The following is a 26,885-nucleotide window of genomic DNA, read 5'->3' as shown; positions in this document are numbered from 1 at the left end:
GAACACACCGCTCACTTTTATTCTATGAGCCTGTCATCCTGCCTGCCCCTTAGGGGATTAAGCCATTGCTTTTAGTTGCGTGGCAGGGATTTGCAAAAGCTATAGCGCATTTTTTAGAATAAAGTGGATATGTTCTAAAGCGACCACCGCAAGCCAACAGATGCGCCAAACTGAGACCCAAACAGATCTCCTGAATCGAGGGCAAAATCAGCGAGTAAGATAAGCGGCTGATCAAAGAGTGTGATATTTCGTCGTGTAAGAATACCGGCCGAAAATTGATTGATGGGGCTATCAAACGGATTTTTGCGTGTCCCATAATTTCGGCTAAACGTAAACTTTCCAATTACTTCTGTGTTCATCACTTCTGTTTCGACGCCAATATGGTGAGCAACGATCCTGTTATTGATGATACCCTCACCAAGTTGGTCAGTTGGGACCTCCGATGTCTGAAACAGGGGATTACCGATAGTTCGTCCCCGGTTTGCCCATCCAACACGATAAATGTGATGGTTATAGTAATTTTCATTTCCCTGATACGGATCTCGGCAGCGTTCAGGAAAATCAAAGCATCGAGTTCCGTCGGGAAGTACATTTTCAACCCGCGGGCCATCCTGCCATTTTGTGTACATAAATTCGTAGGTCAGGCCTTTAACAGGGAAGTTCAGGCTCTCATTAAACCGAATGGAAATACCGTTTAGTGCATCCTGCAGACTTTTCAGTTTCAAATTATCTTTGGTCTCCAGCGGTAGCTGCCTGTAAATTTTCATATAAACAGAATCAAGCTCGAGAAAAAGGCCAAAATCCCAGGCGCCCAAATGGTCTCCCAAAAGGTAATCTGCCTCCACATCCGGGGCACGCTCATCACCGCCAACGCCTATAAATACGCGAAAAAAATCTGATAACTCGTCGGGGAGGTCGCCAAATTGCGGGTTGTCATCTCCGCCCCACATAGCGTAATGCGCCAGGCCGCCGTAGACATTTAGCGGAAATTTGCCGCCAAATCTCAAATGCCCAACTTTTTCCTGGTAGAAGGGACTTTTTGTATATCGATCTTTTTCGAGCCAGCCATGAGCCAGGTGAGCACGTATCCGAACAAAGTTTTGGGTAAATGGAATGCCGGTCCATTCAGGAATTCCAAAACGAACCTGTGGTACTGGTACTGCATTGCCGCTCACGCCCAATGATCCCATACTTAGCCGCTCATCATGGAGGGGTGATCGGCCGTGAAACCGTCCTCCGGAAAATTCAAATGCATAAGCACTGATTTTCAGGTAGCCTTGATTAAAATTGACTGTGCTTTGAGGCCCGGGCCTTGCTATCAAATCTGCTCCGTAGAACACCTTTATGGGGCCAAATTGATCCTCATCAGTGCTCCCATAAGCCTGAAATCTGGTAAGAAATTGTGATCCATTGGAAGAAAAACGGCCGAAACGGTTGGACTCAATCCAAAATGGGGTCCGGTCGGATGAACTCCCTATACCAATCACGTCGATTGAAGTATCAAGTGTCTGTCCTATTGATAACGAGAAATATCCCGATAACAAAAATAGCAGAGCAATGAGACATTTTCTCGATATAAATTCAGCCCAATTCGAAAAATCCATCGTATTAGTGTAAACCAATCTTGTTTAAGTGGTGATAGAAAATATAGCAGTAAGAGGTTGGTGCAAATATACGGTGTAACTTTGAGTATTTAGAAAGATTGTACAAAATGTTATGAGTAGTAAGATTATCAACAACCGGCATTTTTTTAGAGATTTGCAAGGTATCGACCAGTTTTCTGAAATTGTTGATATTCGTCAATATCGGCCATTGCCAGATGATTGGCTTGTTATTGCCACTGATATCCGCGGATCAACTGAAGCCATATCAAATGGCAAATACAGAGCGGTAAATATGGCTGGTGCTTGTGCTATAGCGGCCATCATCAACGATTTTCCTGATCTGGAGATACCGTTTGTGTTTGGAGGTGATGGTGTGACTATTGCAATGCCAGATGTCGGCAGAGATCACATTCTGGGTTTGTTGAAATACTGCAAGGAGGCTGTGAACTCGTCATTCGGACTTGAGCTTGCGGCTGGATGTCAATCAATGGCGCAAATCAGAAAAGATGGCAGAGACATTAAAATTGGCAAATATTTGCTCTCCGACCACGTGAGTCAAGCTATCTTTTGGGGAGATGGTGTTGACTATATAAAAGAGATCATCAAACAGCCAGAAAATAATCTTTCGTTAGTTCAGATGGTAGAAGGCAATTTCAGCGGTTTAGAATGCCGCTGGAATGAAATACCGTCGGAAAAAGATGAAGTGATTTCAGTCATCATCAAATCAATTATCGAAAATGATGTTGAACGTAGTGAGTTCTACAAACAGTGTTTTCAGATGATTGAAAAAATTTACGGTGACGAATCTGATTATGCACCCGTTAAAGAGGAGGGAATGACGCTGTCAATCAAACCAAAATCCCTGAGAGGTGAAGCAACAATCAGATCATACCCGGCTACGTTGGTTAAAAAAGCGGTTTATTTTTTCAAGCTTTATTACACGCAGCTGGCCGGATGGTATTTGATGAAGAAAAAAATATCAACAAAACATACAGATTGGGGGGATTATAAGACTGATTTTGTTAAAAATGCTGATTTTAAAAAATTCAGCGATGGTCTGAAACTTGTTTTATCCGGAACCACTGACCAGCGTATCCGCCTAAGGTCCTATCTGAAGGCGCAATACAGAAAGGGTAATCTCGTTTTTGGAACACATTCGTCTCCTGCTTCCATGACCACATGTTTTGTTACCGACTACCAAAAAATGCATGTGCATTTTATTGACGGCACCAATGGAGGGTACGCAAGTGCATCAGTGGAACTAAAAGAGCAGCTGAAACAGTTAAACACACAGAAATCCAAAATAAATTCAAGCGTCTAATGAGATTTAGCACTTTACGATACACTTTTTTGAAGTCCATTATTTTGTACGCTGTTTTAATATCAACCGCATGTAACTCTCACAGCCAGCAATCTATGTCCACACAAGAAGAACACACCGATTTTTTAGAATCTATAACTTACCAGGAAGCGTTAAATGACACTGATAACTCCAAAACGGTTGAGCACACTGAAGAGCAATGGAAAAAGATGCTTAGTTCGGGGGAGTACAGAGTCCTTAGAAATGAAGGTACAGAATTACCGTATGTAAATGAATATGATGGGTTTTACGAAGAGGGAGTCTACCTGTGTAGAGGATGTGGTAATCCGCTGTTTCATTCCAATGCAAAATATAACAGCAGAACCGGCTGGCCGAGTTTCTGGGAGCCCATTCGGGAGGGTGCAGTAGATGAGAGAGTTGATAAAAGCTTGTTTATGACCCGAACTGAAACTGTTTGTGCACGCTGTGGCTCACACATCGGGCATGTGTTTGATGACGGACCTGAGCCAACCGGCCTTCGGTACTGCATGAATTCCAAGGCACTTTATTTTGTCCCTAAACCGGATGAAGAAAGTTAGAATTTAGAGGTATAGAATCTGTGCTGCCCTTAAACTATATTCACATCCATCAAAATGGGGTAGTTTTGTAACTGTGTGATGTAATATCATTACATAAATTTTACATACAGCAAAAATTTCATAGTTTGCGGTATGAAAAAATTTGTTTTACAAAAAGAAGATGCCCGTGCTTCTCAAGATTTTAAGATTGAGTACCGTGACCTGCTGAATACGGCTCAGTTTGATGCGGTCATGCACAACTCAGGACCCGCACTGGTAATTGCAGGGGCTGGTACCGGGAAAACAAGGACACTCATCTATCGTGTAGCCCGGCTGATTGAAAGCGGCGTTGATCCCAAATCCATTCTGCTGTTAACATTTACAAGACGAGCAGCAGGTGAGATGCTCCGCCGCGCAAGCATGCTTCTGGACGACAGGTGCCGTCGGGTTGAAGGAGGGACGTTTCACCGCTACTGCAGTAAGCTGCTTCATATATATTCCGACAAAGTGGGGTACCCGGAGAATTTCACGATTATCGACTCTTCCGATGCAATGGACACTATAAATTTGCTCCGCGGCCGGCTCAGTTCCATCAAGCAGACAAAACGGTTCCCTAAAAAAAGCACGCTCTACTCCATCTTCAGCACGTCGGTTAACAAAACGATTCCAATTCATGATGTGCTCGAGAAGGAGTATCCTCAGTTCAAAAAACACACTGATGCAATACAGAGTCTGTTCGATGATTACAACAACTATAAGAAGGTCAATTATGTGATGGATTTTGACGATCTGCTTGTCAATACACGAGACCTTTTGCGAGACAGCAAAGATGTGCGCGAGAAAGTTGCTTACTCTCATAAACATGTGATGGTAGACGAATACCAGGATACAAATTCACTACAGGCTGAATTGACGGAACTGTTCAGTTCGGTTCACAATAACGTTGTGGCGGTAGGAGATGACGCTCAAAGCATTTACTCATTTCGGGGAGCTGAACCGGAAAATATGCAGCAATTTCCTGAGCGGTTTGAAGGCACAAAACTTATTAAACTTGAGGAGAACTACCGGTCAACCCAGCGAATACTGGATCTGGCAAACCGTGTCTTGTCTCAATCAAAAGAGACATTCAAGAAAGAATTGTTTACCAATCGTGAAGAGGGGGAACTGCCAGGACTCGTGAAAGCGGCAAACGTGAATGATCAAAGCAGATTTTTAACGCAAATGATTTTGAACCTGAGGGAGCAGGGCAGGGAGCTTTCAGACATGGCCGTGCTATTTCGAAACGGCCGGGATTCGTATGATCTTGAAGTGGAGCTGAACAAGAAAGATATCCCCTTTGTCAAATTCGGCGGCCAGAAGTTTACAGAAGCTGCTCACGTGAAAGATGTGCTGGCACATTTGAAAATCTTCATCAACCCACAGGATACTATTTCCTGGAACAGGGCACTGATGCTGATGGAGGGCATTGGACCAAAGACGGCGGAACAGTTTTTCCAGTGGGCGCAGAACAGTAGCGACCCATTTAAACCGCATCAAGCGCCTCATGCAAGTGACAGGTACCTGGAACAACTCCGGGCTTTGAGTAACTTGTTCTCTGATTTGAAACAATATGATGGCTCCGTTCCGGATCAGCTTAAGACTGTTGTGGAATATTACAGCACGTTTTGTAAAAAGCGGTTTGATGACCATCCCAAACGGATGAAGGATCTCGAAACATTTGTTGACATATCCGGAAGCTACCGGTCGCTGCAGCACCTGATAGAAGAGGTTGCACTTGATCCCATTGAGGCAACCGCTATCGAAACAGAGGCCGCTTCAAAAGATGAATCCCCGCTCGTGCTCAGCACCATCCACTCAGCGAAAGGTCTGGAGTGGAGAACGGTTTTTTTGATTCAGTGCCTTGATGGTATTATTCCATCCGGTTATGCTATTGAAGATCCAAAGCAAATGGAGGAAGAGATTCGGCTGGTGTATGTGGCGGTCACACGGGCCAAAGATCAGCTCTTTTTAACATACCCGGCTATGCATCAAAGTTTTTATGGAGATTACTTTACAAATCCATCCCGGTTCATAGAAGATATTCCGGATACTTTGCTGGAGCCATGGATGCTTGTTGAGGAACCGGAACAACCTGCAATTGAGGATGGTATCGACACGCAACTAACTGATGGGAAGTAGTTTATAGGCTTTATTTGGAAATAATATTGCAGATTTAGGTGTCAAAATCTACAATCGGCGCAACTGCTTTTTCTGAGATATCATGTCTGAAATAATCCATATAACTGGGTATACTGGAATCAAAATAGCAAGAGCGAGGCGTATGATGGATTCCTTTTTTCCCTCGTGCTCCTGACAGATTCCGGCTACACCGCCCATCCAGAAAATAAAGAAGAGAAAGATCAGTAACGAAATAATGAGTGACCCTACAAATCCGAAATTATTGTAAAATGATTCAAGCATTTTCTTGCTTATTTATCGTTACCTTTAGTGTTAATATTTGCCATTCAGTAAAATATCAGGTGTGTTGGCAAAGCACACACATAACTTACGAATTAACTTTATCAGATGTTACCCACGGTTTCTATAGTAGGACGACCTAATGTTGGAAAATCTACTCTCTTCAATCGTTTACTCGGAGAGCGGCAGGCAATTGTACATGATGAATATGGTGTTACCCGCGATCGTCACTATGGTGAAAGTTTTTGGAACGGACGTGATTTTAATGTAATCGATACAGGTGGTTACCTGCCGGAGGAAGCAGGTGTCATCGTTGAAGGTATCCGCGAACAGGTACATATTGCCATTGAAGAATCGGACGTCATCCTGTTTGTGGTCGATATTGAGAGTGGTTTGAATACACTCGACAAGTCGGTTGCAAATATTTTACGCCGGGTTGATAAACCTGTTCTTGTTGTGGCAAACAAAAGCGATAATGAAGAACGGGCGATGAATGCCGTGGAATTTTACGAGCTTGGGCTGGATGAAATTTTTCCGGTATCTGCAATCAGCGGAACAGGAACCGGTGACCTTCTGGATCGTGTTGTGGAACTGTTACCAAAAGAGAAAGTGGATGCTGAAAGGGATGAAAATCCAAAAATTGCATTTGTCGGCCGGCCTAATGTTGGCAAAAGTTCACTCATGAATGCACTTCTCAAAAATGATCGCTGTATTGTCACGGATATTCCGGGTACGACCCGTGATTCTATCAACAGTAAACTCACCTATAATGGCAGAGAGTACACGCTGATTGATACGGCAGGGCTAAGAAAACGCGCAAAAGTTAAAGAAAATATTGAATTTTTCAGTACGGTAAGGACAGACCGGTCCATCCGCGATTCTGACGTTGTTGTGCTTTTGCTGGATGCCATGAGGGGATTTGATGCACAGGACAAACGAATTATCCGCGACGCCGAAAAATACAATAAGGGAATTATCATCGCTCTCAACAAGTGGGATATTGTGCCGGACAAAGATTCAAATGTTCACAAAGAGTTCGAAACATATATTTACGAACGTATTCGAACATCAAACTATATTCCCGTCATTTCTATTTCTGCCTTGAAGGGGACGCGGATTGAACGCGTGCTCGATATGTCTGAGATGGTGATTCAGGAACGCCGGAAGAAAATCAGTACACCCGAAATGAATGACTTCGTCCAAAAAATATTGAAAGAACGTCCCTTACCAATGAAACGTGGCCGTCAGCTTAAAATTCAATATGCACTCCAGGTAAAAAGCAATCCGCCGGTCTTCAAATTCTTTATGAATAATCCACAGGAATTGCCGCCAAATTACCGGAGATTTATCGAAAATAAACTCAGGGAAGAATTCGGGTTCACGGGTGTACCCATTACCATGGTCTTTCGCCAGAAATAAGTTTGTGAATACTGAAATAACATTGAACGATACAGCGCAAAAGGTTATTTTTATTGATTGACTACAAGATATTATCACATTTCAAAAAACAGACAGTTCTTTAAATGGAATTAGACAAGCCGGTTTCGAATGCTTTAACGGAAGATTTTCAGCGGGAACGAAAATTATCGTTTCTTGAAAATCTATATTTGCCGGAGATCTTTAAAGGCCTTTGGTACTCCTTCAAACAGATGTTCGCTCCTACGTTTACAATGAACTATCCCGAAGAAAAATGGGATCCGCCTTCCATCTTCCGGGGGCGTCCGGTACTCGTTGAGGATAATGGGAAAGAACGTTGCGTAGCATGCGGTTTGTGCGCACGTGCATGTCCTCCGCTTGCCATTTCCATGCAGGCAAATGAAGATGAGGATGATCCAAAAGAGCGTTATCCTGATTTCTTTGAAATTAATATGCTTCGCTGCATTTACTGTGGATACTGTGAAGAGGTTTGCCCTGAAGAAGCCATTGTGATGAGTAAGGATTACGATATCGTTTTTGAATCAAGAGAGGACGCGGTTTATGATAAGGAGCGTCTGCTTGTTCCTAAAGAAGATCTCAAAGAACGGCTCGATTTTCTCAAGGAATACAAAAATCGCCAATTCGGACAATTTTGGGATTTCCAGGAAGAGAACAACATTCACTCCGTCCGGGATCGCGACCGTGATTGGAATACAGGACTCTCTCTCGTAGATATGCTTGAACAGCAGAAGAAAAACGACGAGACAAAAGCGTCTTCAAATTGGTCTGTTTAATTTGTTGTGGGTGAGATTATGACATCTGATCAAGAAGTTACTCAGGAACAGTATGAAGAACTGCTTGAGGATGCAAAATATCTTCAGGATGAGGCTGAGGCTTTGATGTACATCATTGACGAGGTTCCTTATACAGAAGCACCTTCTGATGGCATGTCGATCATTCAAATGCTCGCTTTGATCGATCATGCTCAAAAAAATTATTACCGTCCTCTTATTGAAAAAAGCTTTTCAAATCCGCGTTCACTTCAGCTCAACAATTTCGAATCGTACGATGAAACATTCGAGTTTCCCGAAGATGAGAAAGATGTTCAGAAAATTTTGAGGAAAATAAGCAAACACAGAGCAGCTGTGTTAAATCTTTTCGAAAAAATTCCATTGATTGACTGGGAGCGAGAAGTTAAGTCTGGTCATCAGTCCATCAGGCTATTTGATTTCGCTAATAAAATGGTGCGGGATGAGCGAAAAATTCTTAAAGAAATTGCCGATCTTGTTCTTATTTATCAAAACAATAAGCAAGCAAATCGGCAGGTTGACGCCAAAGCACGTCAACGCCATAACATAGAGGAGTAAAGTTTGTGGAGCCAGATTTTACTTGTCCTGATTTCACTTTTCTGTTGTATCGTAGTTTATAGACGGATTTCACAGTTATCGCATCCCGAGTATTTAAGCTATGTCATTCTCTTACTGAACGCAGCTGCGTTTAGCATGACTATTGTTAATTCCGAACAACTGATTCATTACATTGATCTTGCTCATTTGTCTGTAACCCTTCTGGTGCTCGTATTTCTGTTGATATCAGTGCGGTTAATACAGCCCCGGTACGCACGGCACCCGGTAATTTACTCGTACTTCCCGCTGATAATTATTCCATTTTATGCCTATTTCATAGACAGTGAAATACTTGAATTTATAACAAATTTATCGATTCAGGCCACAGCACTAATCATCTTTACAGGACTGGTTGTGATGTATTCGAGGGCTGTTAAAAAGGGATACCTGCTTTATCTCGCTATCCTGTTCTACATTGTCGCATTTACACTTTACTGGTACCCGGAATTCGATAGCATTATAATACAACCTATGGTTCATTTATTTATCGCTGCCGGAATGATCATCACAAGCTTTAAGTTTCCATCCATATTAATTGAACATAAACGTTAATTTCATTTAAAAGAATGGCATTAAAAGCAGGCGACACAGCTCCGGATTTCACATTAACTAATACGTCGGGCGACCTTGTTTCTTTACAGGATTTACAACAACAGGACAAGGGCGATATACTCCTCACGTTTTTCCCGCTTGCCTTTTCAAGTGTCTGCACTGACGAGCTTTGCACCATGCGCGATAATATGAAACTCTATAATTCGCTTAATACTACCGTTGCTGCGATAAGTGCTGACAGTTTTTTTGTGCTTAAGGTGTTTAAGAAAGCGAACAACCTTAAGTTTCCGCTTCTAAGTGATTTCAACAAAGAGGCTTCCAAAGCCTACGGCGTACTTTACGATGACTATTTCGGGATAAAAGGTGTCCCCAAACGAGCTTCTTTCATCATCGGTAACGATGGCGTAATAAAGTATGCTGAAGTGCTGGAAGATTCCGGTAAACTTCCTGATTTCAAAGCCATTCAGAAGGCTTTGATGTCGTAGTTGGGCTGTAATGATCGGTTTCAACATTTACTTCATCTCTGAAATCACTTTTCAGATTGAGGTATCGGATGAGTCTTAAACGAGTGATGTTTTTATTCGAAATCACTTAGCTTCTTAGAAAAACTGGTTCTACCGGAAAGTTTGTGGGTACATGTTATAATCCTATGCATAGTCTGATTAATTCAGATGAGTTATTCAGAAGGTTAAACCAGTTTATCTGAGAACAAAACATGGTGCTTTTACAGATTCTTCACAAAACGGAAAATCACCGTTTTATTCAGAATGACAATGATTCGTCTTGGGGTCTTGGGCGGCGTGATGACACGATGATATTGAATAGAACGAATGCGCCGACGCCGCCCGCGTGCTAAAAGTTGAGCCCGTCATCCTGATCGAGCCATTGCAGTTAATGGCGCAGTGAAGGATCTGCAAAAGCAATGGCCTATGATTGGAAATTTTTGAGCATGGTCTAAGCGATTATTCACATATTTTGCCATCACCCACAAACTTTCCGGTAGAACCGAAAAACTCATCCAATGACCATAATAATCATGGGATTATGCAACCCGCTTTACGGCAAAGATAGCGAGCGCCGAATAAGCCATTCTCCGGTGAGCAGTAAAATCACAAACACAAACCAAAGGGGAGAGTTGCTGAAGTAACGTGTCTCTTGGGTTGCTGTTTCAACGACTTGATCCAGGTTGTTTTCTTCGAGAAACTGAAGCATTGGACTAGCTGAGTAGTCACCTAAAAAAATGCCGCCTGTTCGCAATGCAAGCTGTTGAAGAAGCTGATCATCTCGTTCTGTATTAATAAACTCAACTCTCGATTGACTGACGCTGAATCTTGCTTGATCCTCTCCAATTTGGCGGTCTGCTTTTGTTGCATTTCCTGTCACCTGGTAGTTGCCCCGTGGCAGATTCCCAATGTTAACTCTATATTCTCCATTCCGGGTGTGGCGCATCACAAAACGCTGCGGATCCGATTCTAAATCATCAGCTTCAACATCCGCGGGGATCACCGTTACATTAATGACGGCATCTGTTTCCGGCTGCTGGCGTTCGTTTACCAATGAAGCTTGAATCTCAATATTTTCTGTCTCAGTAAACGTTGGCTTGATGGTATTGATACTCAGGTTCTGCTGATTGGGAGGCGTTGCTGCCCATGATAACAGGTCTGTGAAAAAAGTGGTGTAAAATCTCGAAACAGTCTCGTTTGCGGTAAGATTAAACCGATGCCAGCCAAAGGCATTTATTCCTGCGAGGCGCCGAACTCCACCAGACTCTGTCAGTATGATCGGGATATCGGTTTCTGTTCTCTGGAATTCCCCTGTAAAAAGTATCTCAGCAAGTGCGGAGCTGCCGGCTTCGGACCGATATGTTTTAAGGGTAGGAAACCGCCTGAACTCCTGAGGTGAAAACTCAAGCAGCGGATGACTGTACGGTTCGCGTTCCTGTAATAAATGAATATCAATTATGTTTTGGCGGCTGTTTTCGATGGAATACACAAGAAAGTTTGCATCATCAAGCCGCTGATGATATTGTCGGGTTGCCGGGAGCATAAAATAGATAACAGGAACTTCATTTTGTTGCTGCAGCCAATCAAGCAACGGATCGTTACTGTCGGGCAGGCCGTGAAGAACAATCAGGTCTGGAGGGGTATCAAGGGAAGTCAAATCTTCACCCATCATTGCACCGTTGGAAAGACGGGTACCTGATATCAGTTCGTTCTGTTGATCAGTCGCAATCAATCGCCTGAATGCTCCTACATCAGGGTGGATCTCAAAAGCAAGGGATGCAATCCGGGTTTTTTCATCCAGTACCTCAACTGTAAATTCCTCCCTGTTGTTTTGCAGCGTAAACTCTTTATCAAGTCCCGGAATGTTGATCTCATATTCATAAAACCCTGGCTCAGTGTGCTGATCGGTAAACAGCAACAGGTGGTTTGATATCGACTCTGAAAATGTAATTTGTTCTGATTGCGCCAGTTCCCCGTCTTTCAGGAACTGTACTGTAATAGTACTGCCTTCAAAACCGTCCTGGTTTACATTAACCCGAAACGACTGCTCAGTATTGGTATAAGACTGTTCATTATACTCCACATCGCTGATGACAATATCCTGAACGTCGGTTGTGTCACCAATCGGAACCGTGAAAAGTGGCGTGCCCAGGTTTTGAGCCGAAAAGACAGGGTTACGGCCCTGAGTGTAAATTCCGTCACTGAATAACAGGTTGGCTACGGTCTGATCCTGATTTTCAATCTGGTGATCAACAACCGACTGCAGGTTGGTGACTGTTCCGTTCCCACTGATCTCACGTCCATCATTTACGGCTGTATCGAACAGGTGAAAGTTTACATCATATCGGTCGTCAATTTGTGACGTTAACTCATTAACAACAGATCTGTAACTTTCAAGGCCAGAGTAGTTACCGCGCTCAACCGTTAAACTTTGCGTGTTGTCCAGGTAAACATTTATCTGCGGACTGGATGTTTCAACATTCCGGTCAATAAAGAATGGATTCAACAGCAGAACAACGAGTATGAAGAACACAGAGTCGCGTATGGCTATCAGACTCCATTTTTTCCATGGCGCAACAGTTGAGAGGTAAGAATAGCTCCACCAGGCTGTGGTAAAACAGACAATCAAGAGGATTAACCCGGCCAGGATTGGAATAATCGGGTTGAATCCCTGAAAAAATAGAGTGGTCATTCCTCAGCCTCAATTACATTTAGAATGATTTCAGCAGCCGGTTAATCACATCCACAGACGAAATCCCTTCAGCTTCTGCCGCGTAGTTTGTAACTATTCTGTGGCGCAGAACAGGGACAGCCAGTGCATGGAGGTCCTCAAGCTCAACATTATAGCGGCCCCGGGAGAGCGCCCGGGTTTTTGCACCGAGAATGAGGAACTGTGATGCCCGGGGACCAGCACCCCATCCAAGATACTGATCCACGAAAGAAGTGGAGTGTTCCGTTCCAGGCCGGGTTTTTGACACGAGTTCAACCGCCTGACGCAAGACGTGATCAGGTACCGGAACTTGCCGGACGAGATTTTGCAGGTTCAGAATCTGATCCTTCTCAAGGATGGAATTTATTTGTTCATTGCGGACAGAGGTTGTCTGTGAAACAATCTGAATTTCTTCTTCAAGTGCAGGATAGTCGAGCCAGATATTAAACATAAACCGGTCGAGCTGAGCCTCCGGAAGGGGATAGGTTCCTTCCTGTTCAATCGGGTTCTGGGTAGCGAGAACAAAAAACGGTAGGTCGAGGTCGTATCTGTTTCCAGACGCCGTAATGGTAGCCTCCTGCATGCCTTCCAGCAGGGCTGCCTGGGTTTTAGGAGGTGTCCTGTTTATTTCATCAGCAAGAACGATATTTGCAAATATCGGTCCTTTGATAAACCGAAATGCTTTTTCACCAGTTTGTTTGTTGTCTTCAATAACTTCGGTGCCGGTAATATCTCCGGGCATTAGGTCGGGGGTAAACTGCACGCGTTTAAACGAGAGATTCATAGTTTGAGCCACTGTTTGGATCAACAGTGTTTTAGCCAAACCGGGAACACCGATCAAAACGCAGTGTCCACGAGAAAACAGCGCTATCAGCAGTTGCTCAACGACGTCTTGCTGTCCCACAACTTTTTTTGAGATCTCAGATCGAATCTGTGAAAAAGAGTTTTCGAAAAAAGCAGCGGCTTCTTTAGGATCGTTCGGAATTGAATGAGTTCCGTTCATTCCTCCCCCACGGGCACTGATTCCTGATTAGGGGCCATCAAATTTTCATCATCTGCCGATTCCGGTATGTCAACACGTATATCTACGTAAATTTTCTCCCTGAGATCTTCGAGCCATTTATTCATTACCCGCATCCGCTTTCTTTGCAATGCAATTTCACGAATTCGCGCATAATCATCCTCAAGATTGGCCACGTGCTCTGGATAGTGGGCATCAAGCCGTACAATACGGTACGCTCTTTTTTGAGTTTGAGGCATTGTAAACGGGCGGGGATCTGAAATTTCACCAGGTTCATCCAGCAGCAGGGCGATTCGATATAATGACGGCTCAAGATCGCTCAGAGCCATTTTTCGCTCGCCTGTTTGCATGTTCATGATGCGGCCACCCATCGCGCTTGTTGATTCGTCTTCCGAATGTTTACGGGCAAGTTCACGAAAAGAAGCCCCATGGTTAATCACACTGTCTTTCAAAGCTTCAAGCTTATTGATTGCAAAATCCTCATCCACACTTTCTTCATCAATTTCGATCAAAATATGGTTGGTTTCAATATTGTCACCCTGGCGTTTATTAAGCCGAATCACATGATAGCCGAAATCAGTACGGACAACCTGTGAAATCTCTCCGGGCTCGAGCGCTGAGGCAGCAGCAGAGTAGTTGGCAACAAGATCTCCCAAAGGCATCATGGGCAATAGTCCGCCACGGGAAGCAGAAGGACCATCGCTATATTTGCGCGCTAATTCTTCGAAATCCTTTCCATGGACAACAATAGAATCCCGCAATGCTTCAGCCAGGCGCAAAGCCTCATTGCGGGCATCTTCAAGTTCAGGAGGCGTTACTACAATTTGAGACAGCTCAACTTGTTCGGGAATAGTAGGGAGCTGACTCTCAGGAATATCATTGAAAAAACTTCGCACTTCTGGACGGGTAATTTCAACGCTGCTCATTTTTTGTTCCTGAACTTGCTGCGTTGTCATCTGCTCACGAAACTGATCTCTATAGTCAGCACGAATTTGAACAATGCTATTTCCAAGAGCTCGTTCGAGAGCTTCTTCACTGCCGGCCTGCTGGATCATCTGGTTAATACGACTGTCCATCGCCCGGTTCACCATTTCATCCGACACGATTACGGAATCAATCTCAGCCTGTTCCAGCATCACATTGCTGTCTATCATCGATTGCAAAGCGCTGTACCATAGATCTTCAGAAAATGTTATTTGCTGATTACTGGCCTGAGCCTGTTGGAGATACTGGCGAACTTCAGTGTCCACATCAGATTTTAGGATGATGCGGTCGTTCACGACTGCAACAATCTTGTCTGCTACCTGTTTTTGCTGTGAAAGTGCAGATGCTGTTCCAATCAGGCAAAGCAAGGTTAATATGAGTAGCGATTTCAGATTTATATGGGTCATGAATTTAATTCAGTTCTAAAGTTGAGATATAATCGTTGATGACGGTATTCATCTCCTCACCCTGAAGCTGGTCTAATTCATCGTTAGAATCAGCCTGCAGATAAAGATTACGTTTGAAAGCGTTTGTTATTCTTTTTGATTTTTCAAGTTTCAGCCATTGTTGTATTTGTGGTATCAACCATTCAAAATCCGGATTATCGCCTGCATTCCTGAGTTCCCTGAGCTGAACAAAATGATATTGCCCATTTGCATTGTGAATGGGGGAGATCTCAGAAAGACCAATTATATTAAGATAGCGATTTAACATGGGGATATCAGATACTGCCATTGAAATTGGTAAGTATTGCGTTGATTGGCGCAGCTGTAGATCAGGATTTACGCTATATTTGTTTAACACATCTTCCCATTCAACGCCTCTTAACAGGTCACGTCGGGCATTATCAATCGCAGTACGGGTTGTTGCAGTAAGATGACGAAACCTCACATACCGTTCATTTAAAATAAATTTATCACGATTGGCCTGGTAATAATTTTGCGCTTCATCACGGCTGACCTCAAGCTCTTCCGGGTTCTCAGCAAGTATAAACTGGTGTAGCATCTCATTTAATAGCTGCTGCTCCATCCGCTCCATTTTAGCCTGAAAGGATTTATCGTTGGGCAATCCAAGTCGGCGAGCTTCATTCACAGCAACTTTTTCGTTGATCCACTGCTGCTTATAGTTCTGAAAAGCCTGCAGCGTATCTTGCTGTAATGCAATGTCCGGTATATGGCGGAGAGCTGTTTCCACAGTGAGCTGTTCATTCCCTACGGTAGCAATAACGGGAGATGAGTCTTGGTTAGGTCCCGTCATACAGGAGACAAACACCATCAGGATGATGACAAAAATAAAGAGCTTAAAATATTGATTTATATACATTTGATCATTTATTACCGGATTCGTTCCGGATAGATTCTGACGCGATATTCTGATCTCAGTTCATTCATGAAATTCTCTTCCCGAATTGGCTGATAGTCACTTCCAACCCTATAAAATGCCTCGTTAAAGGTCATCGTTCGGGGTTCCAGAAGCTGATGATAGATCACATACGCATCTCGGTTGCGGTATGTGAATTTATCGGATGTTTCACCAATTTCTGTAGCATTTAGTGCCGTTAAGATCTCATCGGATGGCGTGGCCACAGAATCACGTGTAATAATAAGATTATCAAATGTCCTGGAAATACTGTCTATTGATACTGCCTGCCGGGTCATCTCCAGTGCAGCTGTTAAAGCGCTGTCATTACGTGATGCAAGTAATGTATAATCATGCCTCTCATCGAACCTGTACTTATCCTTGTTTCGTTCGTAATATTGCTCAAGATTTGAGGAGTCTGCTGTTTCAATATTCCAGATATTCTCATCACTGACCTGGAAAACAACGAGTCCGTTTAAAAACCCATCCGTTTCTCGCTTGAATTCCGGAAAACGGTCGTTAGTCATGGGGATGATTTGGGAGTCGAGAACATATTCCTCATATAAATCAACCCAGTGATCTGAAAACTCTTTAGTCGACCTGTCACTATGAGTGTCATGAAGCCATTGCTTGAAGTCACCGGAAGTGTACGTTTGGTTATTAAACGAAATCAACGTTTGTTCGGCTATGTCTTCCGGCAGGTCGATGTTCGTAATTAACGAAGAGTCAGCATCACTAAAAAAGGCCGTTATTGATTCTTGCACAGAGCTGTTCTTTGAAAAATTCCCAATCTCAGAAATACGTTCCAGCACTTGTTGACGATTGGCGTTGTAGCGGGGAAGTTCTTCAAGCTGTGAGAGGAGCTCTTCCCGTCGCTGCTCATCGTTTTGGTACGATCGAACCGAATCAATTCTGAAAATATGGTAGCCGTAATTGGTCTGAATCGGCTGAGAAAAAGACGCTATTGGATCCACGGACAACACGGCGTCAATAAAATCTGCCGAGTATTGTGTTCCGTAACCAACCCAGCCAACAGAACCGCCGTTATTTACGGATGACCCATCCTGAGAAAATTGCTGAACAACTTCATCCCACGGGCGTCCCTTTTCAAGTGTGGCGTAAGCGCTGTCAGCCAGAATTTCTGCAGACAGATCATCCCGTGAACCTCTGAAGAAAATATGGCTTGCACTTCGCTGTGGTGTTCTCTGCCGGCGATCCTCAAGGTAGATAATGTGAAATCCAAACTGAGTACGTACGGGCTCAGAAAGTTCACCTTTCTCCAGGCTGTAAAGTGCATCTTCAAATGGCTTAACGGTAACTCCGGCCGAAAACCAGGGGAGCTCGCCACCGGCAGGCCGGCCCTGAACCTGAGTGGAATATTCACGGTTTAACTCTTCCATTGTCATTTCACCATCGATGAACCTTTGACGAGCCTCTTCAATCCGCAGACGGGCTTCCTCTGCATCATCTGCAGAACTATTAGGATCGAGCCGGATGAGTACATGAGTCGACTTCAGCTCATATTCGCTGCGCTCTATAAATTCTTTCTCCAGTTCACTTTTGATTTCGTTCTCAAGCCAGAAAGAGAAAGCTGCCTGCTTTGAATAGTTCTCGAACTCTTGCTGAATTTCGGGGTCGGAATAAAGTCCCTGGTCTTTACCGTAGGCAAGTTTAAGTTTATAATCTACATAGAATGGAAGAAACTCCTTTAGCTCTTCAGAGGAATAACCATCCTCGATATTGTTCCTCTCATAGTAGCTGATCAGATCGCCAAGTGAAATTGATTCATCCCCAATTTCAGCGACAACAGCATCCATATTCTGACTGACGGTTTGAGAGGATTGTGCAAACAGTTGGAGAGGAGACAATAATATTAATGAAAGAAGTACAGAACTGGTTACTCGTTTAATATAATTCATTGATTCGTTTAGATATTGTCGGTAGTGAAAAGTCTTGAAAATTAACAGGATTCAAAGAGTATAACAACAAGTGTACATTGGCTCGGCAGAGAATTAAATCTATCTAAAAATGCTGTTGATAAGAACGAGTGATAAACGGGTAAGCGTGCTTTTCATTATTTGATAATTTACCCGAATTTGAATGCGGTGTTCATAGACGTCTATCAGAACAGAACTCCTGCAATAGCGGCGTTCATCAGATTTACGATAGACCCGGCAATCACCGCCTTGATACCGAACTCTGCAAGCTCTGCTTTTCGCCCGGGTGCCAGCCCGCCAATTCCCCCGATTTGAATGGCGATGGACGCAAAGTTGGCAAAACCACAGAGCGCAAACGTGGCCATAGCAATAGATTTGGGCTCAATGGCCTGCTGTTCTATCAGCTCGAGAAGGTTGAGGTATGCAATAAACTCCGTGGATACAATTTTAACTCCCATCAAGCTGCCGGTTGCCAACACATCCTGCAAGGGTACACCTATAAGTAATGTGATAGGAGAGAAAACCCACCCCAGAATAGTTTCTAGTGTAAAACTGCCGGAAGGTAAGAGGGTTGCTAACGTTGTAGCCTCACCAAACCAGCTTAAAAAAGAGTTTATCATGGCAATAATTGCAATGAAAGCGAGGAGCATTGCGCCCACATTAAGGGCAAGTTTCAATCCTTCAGTAGCGCCAGAGGCCGCCGCGTCAATTCCATTTTCATCCTGCTGTTCAACTTGTGCTTCAATGTTGCCCATGGTTTCGGGTGTATCTACTTCGGGATAGAAAATTTTGGCGATCACAAGAGCCCCGGGTGCTGCCATGATGCTTGCACCAAGAAGTTGCTCAGCAAACATCTGCCGTGCAAATTCAATGCTTACATCATTAACGAGTGCATAGGTGTCACCAAGCATCTGGATGTAAACGGCCATGATACCGCCGGCAATGGTCGCCATCCCACCGGTCATAACGGCCAGCAGTTCCGAACGCGTCATTCCTTCAATGAACGGTTTAATGAGCAGGGGAGATTCCGTTTGTCCCACGAAAATATTTCCGGTTACAGACAGAGATTCAGCACCGGAGACGCCCATCAGCTTTCGCATTCCTTTGGCCATGACAGCTACAATTTTCTGAAGGATGCCATAGTGATATAAAATAGTTGTAATGGAAGCAAAGAATACAATGGTCGGGAGTACCTGGAATGCAAAAAACGATCCCATGCTTCCATCCATGCCCGGGCTGATGGCAAGATCACCGAAGATAAACTGTGCCCCTGCGGTTGTGTAGCCCAGCAGAAGCACAAAAAAGGAGCTCACCTGGCTGAAGATTAATTTTGGCCAGCCAAGGGGGGCAAAAAATTCACCCATCTCCGTTCCTTTAATAATGAAAATCCCAAGACCGATCTGAAGGATCAGGCCTCGCGAAACGAGGTTCCAATTGACGTTTCGCTTGTTGTTGCTGAAAAGCCAGGCAATACCTATAAGCCCAAGCATTCCAAAAATGCCGTGAATAATATCCATAGAGTTAATTAAGAGTCAGGATCTTCAATTATGTTTTTATCGTCTGCCTTTAGTGGGGGAAGAGGGGTGCCTCGTTTTTTATCCACAGGGGGGCGGAAACAATGCCTTGCACGTGGTTCGTATGCATCCTTTTCACCCACGAGCACCTGATCGTCATTTTCGACGACCCGCTGTGAATAGTTTGCCATTACGCCGCTTTCAGCACAAATAGCGTGCAGTTTGGTCACATACTCAGCAATGGCAAGAAGCTGAGGCATCGGTTCAAATGGGTTACCCTCAAAATCCATATCGAGCCCGGCCACGATAACCCGTTTACCATCATTTGCCAGTGTATTGGCAACATCTACAATTCGGTCGTCAAAAAACTGGGCCTCATCAATACATACAACCTTTGCAGAGGAGGTGAGCAGGATGATTTGATCAGCGGTATCGACCTGAATTCCAGGCAGGGCAGACTCATTGTGGGAAACGATATCAGTTTTGCTGTACCGGTCGTCTACCGTAGGCTTCACAATTACTACTTTTTGTCCGGCTATATGCGCGCGTTTAGCACGGCGAATAAGTTCTTCCGTTTTACCGCTGAACATTCCCCCGCAAACAACTTCTATCCAGCCTACATTAGCTGGCACAAACCATGGTTCATTAATCATAAACTACAATTCAAACATCCGGTCAATTTCTGCGTGGAATATATCCCCTCAGCGTGTAAAAGGAAAAGATAAGTTTACGGGATTTCTCAATGCATAAATCTGTCATCAGGAAAAAACTTATACAGGGGTTAACATCATTGCATGAATATTTTTGTAAGTTTGACATCTGAAAAATTAAACGTAATCCATTTTTACTCAACATTAGCTCAAAACTCAAAATAAGGATTACATCACATCTATCTCATTCTATTATATGTTAAAACGATTACTACTATTTGCACTCTTTAGTATTTCGATAACCACTCTCGCTTTTGGACAGCTCTTCGAAGATTTTGAGGATGGGGATAAAGGAAGTTATGCACCCGGATTTGTGAATTTAACCACCGGACAATGGTTTTTAGACGAAGCTCTCCTCGGCGGTGCCGGTGGTGATGCGAGAAACGGTTCTCAGTCTGTGAGAATGGATAATAGAGACAGTGAATCAATTTTACAGATGAACTTTGACTTTGCGGAGGGGGTCACTGAATTAAGTTTCTTTGCAGCAAATTCAGGATTTTCCGGTGATGGTGGCGGAATTCTTCAGGTATATATTTCAACCGATGGAGGAAGCACCTGGACAGAATATGGAGAGGCGATTGAAGTAAGCAACACGCTGGATAAATACACAATTGCATCAACTCAAATCGGTTCTGTTCGGTTCAGGGTCAACACGGTAGCTGGTGGTCGAGTTAACGTCGACGACTTTCGTATAGAACCCTATATTGAACTCGACGCTACGCCCACAATTGTTGTGAGGCAAGATGGTGAATCCCTTCAGGACAGTGCCTTGGTAGAATTCCCGGCCGTTGCCGCAAATGCAAGCCGCACGATTGATATTGATATCACCAATAATGGAGAGCCAAATCTTGATATTACCTCTGTTTCTCTGACTGACGGCACAGCCTTTTCCATTGATACAGATATCACCGGATCACTTGCATCTCGCGAAAGCAGTATGCTTACTCTTACATTCACTCCTCCGGCAGTAGATACGTATGAAGATCAGCTATCTATCGCGACAAACGATCCTGACCTGCCAACATTTGTACTGAACCTCATTGGGTCAGCCATTTCTGAAGATGATATTACTCCTATTGCTGAGGCACGGGAATTCGAATTCGGAACCCGGGTAACGGTTGGCGGCAGGGTTACAGTTGGCAAAGAATTTTCAGGCCCCTCTTTCATTCAGGATCAAACCGCGGGCATTGCCGTTTTCTGGGATCCTTTACATGGAGCCGTTGAGCGTGGTGATTCAGTAATTGTAACCGGTCCTTTAACTGAGTTTAATCCAATTGGCGGCACGCCCGGTACATTTTTATTACAAATCGCTGAATACCAGAATGATGATGATATCACATTTGAAGTGATTAACACAGCCGCTGTGGAAGTTGAACCTCAAATAATTACTCTCGCCGAAATGAACTCAGGAGAGTTTGAAAGTGAACTCGTTACTGTAGCCGGCGTTTCATTCGTTGAATCCGGTGCATTCCAGGGGGGGACAAACTATGTAATTTCAGATTTTTCAGGGTCGGCAGAACTTCGTATTGATCAGAACGCTACCGATCTTGTGAATGCATCCATCCCTGAGGAACCTCTCGAAATAACCGGGGTTGTGGAGCAGTTTGATGGAACCTATCAGCTCAAACCAAGAGACAGTAACGACATTGATATTGAGGTATTTGAGCCAATCGGCGATTACATTCCCAAAGATCAAACCTTTGACGTGGTAACGTGGAATATTGAGTGGTTTGGCAGCAGCGGCAATGGGCCGAGTGATCTGGATTTGCAGATGAATAATGTTATTTCCGTGGTTGAAACCATTGATGCCGACCTTTACGCTCTCCAGGAGATCTCCAGCGAAACAAGATTTAATGCACTGGTTGACAGTCTTGCAGATTACTCTGGTTTCTGGGCTAATTATTCAAACCAGACGCAAAACACCGCTTATTTGTTTAAAACATCGGTGATCAACTCTATAGATCAGGGTCTTCTGGAAGCCGGTCAGCAGACATACGACTGGGCATTCCGCCTGCCGCTCTTTTTTGAATTTGATGCAACCGTTGAAGGCATTACCCGTCGGATTTACGCCTACAATGTGCATGCAAAAGCACTGGCTGATGAAGAATCATACGACCGGCGAACACTGGCTTCACTTAGACTAAAGGTATACCTTGATAATAATCGCCAGAACGATAACGTACTATTTTTGGGTGATTATAACGATCAGCTGTTTACCTCAACCTACAATGAAGAGGTATCTCCTTACAACAACTTTGTTGTGGATGATAACTACTTTACGGTTACAAGCTCACTCGAGCAGCGGGGTCTCAACTCTTACATTGCAGGCCAAAATCAAAGTATGATTGATCACATGACAGTGACTAACGAACTCATTGAGGATCACATTGACGGTGCGCAACGAGTTGAAAATCCGAACTACATCGGCAGCTATATTTCGACAACATCCGATCACGCTCCGGTATGGACCCGATTCGACTTTACCCGAAGCCTGGTGAGTATTGATGAGCCGGTTGCTGAATCACCTCAATCGTTTGAGCTGAATCAAAACTACCCGAACCCGTTCAATCCAACCACGAATATTTCATTTACACTACCAGAACGCGCAGATGTATCGCTGAAAGTGTATGATGTGATGGGGCGTGAAGTTGCCTCGCTGGCTAACAACCGTTCATTTACAGGCGGATCTCATACGCTTATGTTTGATGCATCATCACTGGCGAGCGGTATGTATATTTACAGGTTAACCATGGATAACAGTATGACACTCTCACGTAAGATGATGATCGTAAAATAACGCAGTAACACATCTTACTCAGTGTTTTAAAAAGGTCCTTCGGGGCCTTTTTTTATTGCATGAGCTATATTAAACAGAAAAAGCAATAGGTTATCAATGAACTTAGGAGCCTTGTTAAGAGTTGAGTTGCATACCTTAAAGACGAGGTAATGTAAATAGTGACTGAGGCCAGACACAATATGAAAACCAAATATCAAACTATAATAAAGAATGGATAAAGACCTTGATATTGCGTTAAAAGCCGCAAGAGCGGGCGTGAATACTGTGAAAGAATTCCGTGATAAATTTCTTAATATCAAACAAAAAGGCAGTCACGATTTAGTGACTGATGCTGATTTTGCAGCTGAAAAAACCATTTTAGGAGTACTGCTTGATAACTTTCCAGATGATGAAGTGCTGGCTGAAGAAACAGCTAATAGCAGCGAATTAAGCAAGTCGAGAACCTGGATTGTGGACCCGATTGATGGAACCACAAATTTTGCCCATAATTTTCCAATCTTCTGCGTTTCTGTTGCACTTTGGGAAAACAGGGAGCCAAAAGTAGGCGTCGTTATTGAAATTAACCGTAATGAAGAGTTCACCGCTGTAAAAGGGGAGGGCGCTTATTTGAATGGAGAAAAGATTTTTGTATCGGAAAAAAACAATCATACAGATGCATTTGTCGCCACTGGATTCCCGTACAACGATCTCTCACTGGTAGATCCCTACTTGAATCTATTTCGCCATTTGATGAGCGAACTACAGGGCATTCGGCGTCCCGGTGCCGCATCTTACGATTTATGTTGTGTGGCTTGCGGCCGGTTTGATGGATTCTTTGAATATTCGCTTCACGCCTGGGATGTAGCTGCAGCAGCTCTGATTATTCAGGAAGCAGGCGGGGTTGTAACCAACTGGACCGGTGGATATGACTGGCTGTTTGGTGAACGAATGGTCGCAGGAAATAGTCATATCCACACTTACCTTCTGGAGCAAATTGTAACATATATCGACGAAGATAAAAGAAAAAACGTGATCTGACGGACGCAGTGCCTTTTGCGATTTGAACCGGATCAATTGGTCCTGACGGATTGAACACCATCATAAAAAATGATCAGCATACTATAGCTAAGAAAATATTACATGTCAAAATTATCTAAGCACGACACGTTTATAGATCTATCAGACTACGGGCGACCGTTTGCTGTAGCGGCAGCGGACAAATTAAAGAACACATCAGCAACACCCATACAAGTCACTTTAGCGTTTGGTATAGCGGGACTGATTGCCGTCTATTGCATACTCGCCGGTTATTACATCATTGCAGGCATATTTTTGATATTGAAATCTATCATCGATGCGATGGACGGCGAACTGGCACGTATGAAAAAACGGCCGTCCTACACCGGCCGCTATCTTGATTCAGTATTCGACTTCATCCTGAACTTCATCATCTTCATTGCCATCTGGTCTGTTGGCAGCCACCCATTATGGGCAGCATTACTCGCAATATTTTCCCTTCAGCTGCAGGGAACACTCTACAACTATTATTATGTCATTTTGAGGCATCATTCGCTGGAGGGTGATCGAACAAGCAAGATATTTGAAACATCCGTACCTGAAGCATATCCTCAGGAAAGTCAGGCCGCGGTGAACTGGTTATTCAAAATTTACCGGGTCTTTTATTCTGCTTTTGACAAAATTATTTACGCTCTGGATAGAAAAGCGCCTGAAGCCGACCCGTTTCCAAAATGGTTTATGTGCCTGCTATCAGTCTATGGACTTGGATTTCAGCTCCTTATCATAGCGATACTACTTGCAGCAGGATTGATTAATTTGATCATCCCGTTTTTCATAATTTTTTCTGTATTCATATTTCTGTTCATAGGTCTTCGGCGATTTGTGCTGACAGGTGAGAAGCAGAAACAGATGATATACCGTGATTAACATATAAAAAAAGCCGGACCTGATTTTCTCAGAGCCCGGCTTTCTTCAGATAGATATCGACAGGTTTTTACATTGATGCCAAATTTCTTACTGTTTCAGTAAATTTGGTAACTTTTTCTGAACTGCCTGACGCCTGGGATTCAATTTTCTCAGCAAGCGATCTTAGAACTGCGCCTTTACGGCTGCCTGACCGTTGTTCAGCTTCATGAAGGCTACGACGAGCCGCAGATATTTCAGCTGCCGTCATATCCCTGTTTCTTGACATTTGATCGAGGTAGGCATGAGCCAGAGCATAAGATGCCGGCCAGTTAAACTGTACTTGTCCCTGCGGATTAAACTGATTCAGCTCTACCGTTCTGGAGGCGGCAATTTCATTCTCAGTGAGATAAGGGCTGGGTGATAGCTGAAAGATATCGAGACCGCGTGAGATTTCTGAGTTTACCAACACGCCGTTGTACCAGTAAATAGACCAGCTGCCGCCGCTTGCCATTTGATCCGCGCTAATTGGCCCGCGATCGTGAAAGGCGATTTCGATCGGGTTTTTCGGATCTGTGTAATCGAACACTGATACGCCGCCCTGGTACCAAGACTGAACCATAATATCGCGTCCCGGAATTGGTATTAGCGACCCATTGTGGGCCACGCAGTTTTCCTGCGCCGTTTGAGGAGCCGGCATTTTATAATAGCTTTCAAACCGCATCTCATTATTGCTGTTGATGGAATAAATGGCATTTGCACCCCATTCCATGGGATCTTCAGCACGGCATTTTGGCTGTCCGCCGCCGCCCCACTCATCCGTAAAAAGAACAGTGGATCCATCATTATTGAATGTAGCTGAGTGCCAGTATGCAAAGTTAGAGTCAGCTACTGCGTCGATACGCACCGGATTTAGCGGATCAGAAATGTCGAGAAGAAGGCCATATCCCTCGCACGCACCGCCTGCACGTCCGATGTCTGGGTAGAGCGTGATATCGTGGCACTGATTGGGACCAAGCGCCTGAGATGACTCTCCGCCCCGGGCTAATCGGGCATCAATAAATTCTGTCAGCCGTTCCCTGAGTTCTGTACTGTCGGCCGCTGTAGGCTGACCGGACCCGCCGCGTTCTTCAACAATTTGCTGAAGAAAATCACGAATCATGTAGCCGCGGATTATGCGTTCTTCGCCTCTGTACATTCCTATAAATGCACCACGTTCGCGGGCTGCTTCAAGTTCCTGGCGCTGTTCCTCAGTCATTTCACGAGTTGGGGGTGCTTCGAGATTTTCAAATATCCTGGGAGAATTGGCAATGGCCGCACTTGCTGGATCATCAAGCGGTACCTGAATCACTTCAATCCGGAAAAGAGGACTGTCTGGATCTTCATCAGGAAATGCACTGGTGCAGCCGGGAAGTTCTTCTTCGGGGCGAACAGTTGCCGAACCAGAGACGTAGATGTAAATATTTTCATCATCATCGGGATCTTTCAAAACAGAATGCGTGTGCGAACCACGGCAGGTTTGAACATTTGCCAGGTACTCAGGCTCCTGAATATTGCTGATATCAAATATTCGGATACCGCGTAGTCGCTCATCACTCACGGCTGATTCAACGCCTTCAGTTCCGCAGTCGAGTCGGCCTCCAAGTCCTTCACCTGATACAAACAGCAGATTTTCATACACGGAAACGTCGCTTTGAGATGCAGGGCAGAGAAAATCGATTACCACATCCGGATTTGCCGGATCGCTGATATCCCAAATGATAAATCCGTTGTAGTTCCCCTGGATCGCGTAATGCTCATAAAACGCCAGATCAGAGTTCGTTGACCCCACAAAATCAGAGGGGGGAGGAGTATTAGAGAGTAAATTCATGTTCCAAATTGCTTCTTCTGCATCAAACAGGCCGGCAGCAAGTCCAACACGGGGATCTTCAGACGGAGCCGGAATCTCATGAATCGGAGTGAGCAATTCTTCCTGGGGAGCCTGAACCTGGTCGGTTGTTGAGCAGGCGTAAAATCCCATCAAAAAAGTAGCAAATAAGGTAAGTATGACAGAGAATCTCGGAATACGTAAACGGCCGGACCCTGCGTCTTTTTTAGTGATTGAGTTCATAAATCTGGTAAGGATTAGTGTTTTATCT

General features: G+C 44.1%; 21 protein-coding genes. 11 read left to right on the top strand and 10 right to left on the bottom strand.

Going from position 1 to position 26,885, the window contains the following annotated elements:
• Window positions 1-134: 134 nt before the first annotated feature.
• Window positions 135-1,604: a capsule assembly Wzi family protein gene (locus AABW11_RS02630; RefSeq protein WP_340103134.1), complete on the bottom strand. Its 1,470-nt coding sequence runs from the start codon at window positions 1,602-1,604 to the stop codon at window positions 135-137.
• A gap of 112 nt (window positions 1,605-1,716) precedes the next feature.
• Between AABW11_RS02630 and AABW11_RS02625 the strand changes: the two genes are divergently transcribed.
• The 3 genes from AABW11_RS02625 to AABW11_RS02615 all read left to right on the top strand — a co-directional run bounded on the left by AABW11_RS02625 (window position 1,717) and on the right by AABW11_RS02615 (window position 5,660).
• On the top strand, window positions 1,717-2,925 hold the full coding sequence (locus tag AABW11_RS02625; RefSeq protein ID WP_340103132.1) for a DUF3095 family protein: 1,209 nt from the start codon (window positions 1,717-1,719) through the stop codon (window positions 2,923-2,925).
• 95 nt (window positions 2,926-3,020) lie between these two features.
• The gene (gene msrB, locus AABW11_RS02620) at window positions 3,021-3,503 is read left to right on the top strand and encodes a peptide-methionine (R)-S-oxide reductase MsrB (RefSeq protein WP_340103130.1); all 483 of its coding nucleotides are present in this window, start codon (window positions 3,021-3,023) and stop codon (window positions 3,501-3,503) included.
• Between the two features lie 132 nt (window positions 3,504-3,635).
• Window positions 3,636-5,660, top strand: a complete 2,025-nt coding sequence (locus tag AABW11_RS02615; RefSeq protein ID WP_340103127.1) for an ATP-dependent helicase — start codon at window positions 3,636-3,638, stop codon at window positions 5,658-5,660.
• Between the two features lie 48 nt (window positions 5,661-5,708).
• On the opposite strand, the gene AABW11_RS02610 is transcribed toward AABW11_RS02615, so the two are convergent.
• The gene (locus AABW11_RS02610) at window positions 5,709-5,942 is read right to left on the bottom strand and encodes a hypothetical protein (protein ID WP_340103125.1); all 234 of its coding nucleotides are present in this window, start codon (window positions 5,940-5,942) and stop codon (window positions 5,709-5,711) included.
• A 105-nt stretch (window positions 5,943-6,047) separates the two neighbouring features.
• On the opposite strand from AABW11_RS02610, the gene der reads away from it, so the two are divergent.
• The 5 genes from der (at window position 6,048) to AABW11_RS02585 (ending at window position 9,798) form a co-directional block, all read left to right on the top strand.
• The gene (gene der, locus AABW11_RS02605) at window positions 6,048-7,358 is read left to right on the top strand and encodes a ribosome biogenesis GTPase Der (RefSeq protein WP_340103123.1); all 1,311 of its coding nucleotides are present in this window, start codon (window positions 6,048-6,050) and stop codon (window positions 7,356-7,358) included.
• A gap of 104 nt (window positions 7,359-7,462) precedes the next feature.
• On the top strand, window positions 7,463-8,149 hold the full coding sequence (locus tag AABW11_RS02600) for a NuoI/complex I 23 kDa subunit family protein (protein ID WP_340103121.1): 687 nt from the start codon (window positions 7,463-7,465) through the stop codon (window positions 8,147-8,149).
• An 18-nt stretch (window positions 8,150-8,167) separates the two neighbouring features.
• Window positions 8,168-8,722, top strand: a complete 555-nt coding sequence (locus AABW11_RS02595) for a hypothetical protein (RefSeq protein ID WP_340103119.1) — start codon at window positions 8,168-8,170, stop codon at window positions 8,720-8,722.
• 135 nt (window positions 8,723-8,857) lie between these two features.
• On the top strand, window positions 8,858-9,313 hold the full coding sequence (locus tag AABW11_RS02590) for a hypothetical protein (protein ID WP_340103117.1): 456 nt from the start codon (window positions 8,858-8,860) through the stop codon (window positions 9,311-9,313).
• 14 nt (window positions 9,314-9,327) lie between these two features.
• Window positions 9,328-9,798, top strand: a complete 471-nt coding sequence (locus AABW11_RS02585; RefSeq protein ID WP_340103114.1) for a redoxin domain-containing protein — start codon at window positions 9,328-9,330, stop codon at window positions 9,796-9,798.
• A gap of 571 nt (window positions 9,799-10,369) precedes the next feature.
• Here AABW11_RS02585 and AABW11_RS02580 read toward each other — a convergent pair.
• The 7 genes from AABW11_RS02580 to AABW11_RS02550 all read right to left on the bottom strand — a co-directional run bounded on the left by AABW11_RS02580 (window position 10,370) and on the right by AABW11_RS02550 (window position 19,994).
• The gene (locus tag AABW11_RS02580) at window positions 10,370-12,508 is read right to left on the bottom strand and encodes a hypothetical protein (RefSeq protein ID WP_340103112.1); all 2,139 of its coding nucleotides are present in this window, start codon (window positions 12,506-12,508) and stop codon (window positions 10,370-10,372) included.
• Between the two features lie 19 nt (window positions 12,509-12,527).
• Window positions 12,528-13,529, bottom strand: a complete 1,002-nt coding sequence (locus AABW11_RS02575; RefSeq protein WP_340103110.1) for an AAA family ATPase — start codon at window positions 13,527-13,529, stop codon at window positions 12,528-12,530.
• A complete protein-coding gene (locus AABW11_RS02570) occupies window positions 13,526-14,938 on the bottom strand; it encodes a peptidylprolyl isomerase (RefSeq protein WP_340103108.1) in 1,413 nt (470 codons plus the stop codon). Before AABW11_RS02570 ends, AABW11_RS02575 begins: the two co-directional genes overlap by 4 nt.
• Before the next feature lie 4 nt (window positions 14,939-14,942).
• Window positions 14,943-15,854 carry a peptidylprolyl isomerase gene (locus AABW11_RS02565; RefSeq protein WP_340103106.1) on the bottom strand — a complete coding sequence of 304 codons (912 nt, stop codon included), beginning with the start codon at window positions 15,852-15,854 and terminating at the stop codon, window positions 14,943-14,945.
• Window positions 15,855-15,865: 11 nt separating this feature from the next.
• Window positions 15,866-17,809 (bottom strand): peptidylprolyl isomerase, encoded by a 1,944-nt coding sequence (locus tag AABW11_RS02560; protein WP_340103104.1) that lies wholly within the window; start codon window positions 17,807-17,809, stop codon window positions 15,866-15,868.
• A gap of 203 nt (window positions 17,810-18,012) precedes the next feature.
• A complete protein-coding gene (locus tag AABW11_RS02555; protein ID WP_340103102.1) occupies window positions 18,013-19,344 on the bottom strand; it encodes a NupC/NupG family nucleoside CNT transporter in 1,332 nt (443 codons plus the stop codon).
• Between the two features lie 8 nt (window positions 19,345-19,352).
• Window positions 19,353-19,994: a thymidine kinase gene (locus AABW11_RS02550; RefSeq protein ID WP_340103100.1), complete on the bottom strand. Its 642-nt coding sequence runs from the start codon at window positions 19,992-19,994 to the stop codon at window positions 19,353-19,355.
• A 253-nt stretch (window positions 19,995-20,247) separates the two neighbouring features.
• On the opposite strand from AABW11_RS02550, the gene AABW11_RS02545 reads away from it, so the two are divergent.
• The 3 genes from AABW11_RS02545 to AABW11_RS02535 all read left to right on the top strand — a co-directional run bounded on the left by AABW11_RS02545 (window position 20,248) and on the right by AABW11_RS02535 (window position 24,771).
• Window positions 20,248-22,848, top strand: coding sequence for a DUF5689 domain-containing protein (locus tag AABW11_RS02545; protein WP_340103098.1), 2,601 nt, complete (start codon window positions 20,248-20,250; stop codon window positions 22,846-22,848).
• A gap of 210 nt (window positions 22,849-23,058) precedes the next feature.
• Entirely contained in the window at window positions 23,059-23,865 is an 807-nt protein-coding gene (locus tag AABW11_RS02540) for an inositol monophosphatase family protein (protein WP_340103096.1), read from the top strand.
• Window positions 23,866-23,967: 102 nt separating this feature from the next.
• Window positions 23,968-24,771 carry a CDP-alcohol phosphatidyltransferase family protein gene (locus AABW11_RS02535; protein ID WP_340103094.1) on the top strand — a complete coding sequence of 268 codons (804 nt, stop codon included), beginning with the start codon at window positions 23,968-23,970 and terminating at the stop codon, window positions 24,769-24,771.
• Window positions 24,772-24,838: 67 nt separating this feature from the next.
• Here AABW11_RS02535 and AABW11_RS02530 read toward each other — a convergent pair whose 3' ends face one another.
• Window positions 24,839-26,857: an LVIVD repeat-containing protein gene (locus AABW11_RS02530; protein ID WP_340103092.1), complete on the bottom strand. Its 2,019-nt coding sequence runs from the start codon at window positions 26,855-26,857 to the stop codon at window positions 24,839-24,841.
• Window positions 26,858-26,885: the final 28 nt, after the last annotated feature.

Source organism: Rhodohalobacter sp. 8-1 (assembly GCF_038150125.1).
GTDB lineage: Bacteria > Bacteroidota > Rhodothermia > Balneolales > Balneolaceae > SW132.
This window is presented reverse-complemented; position numbering and strand designations above follow the sequence as displayed.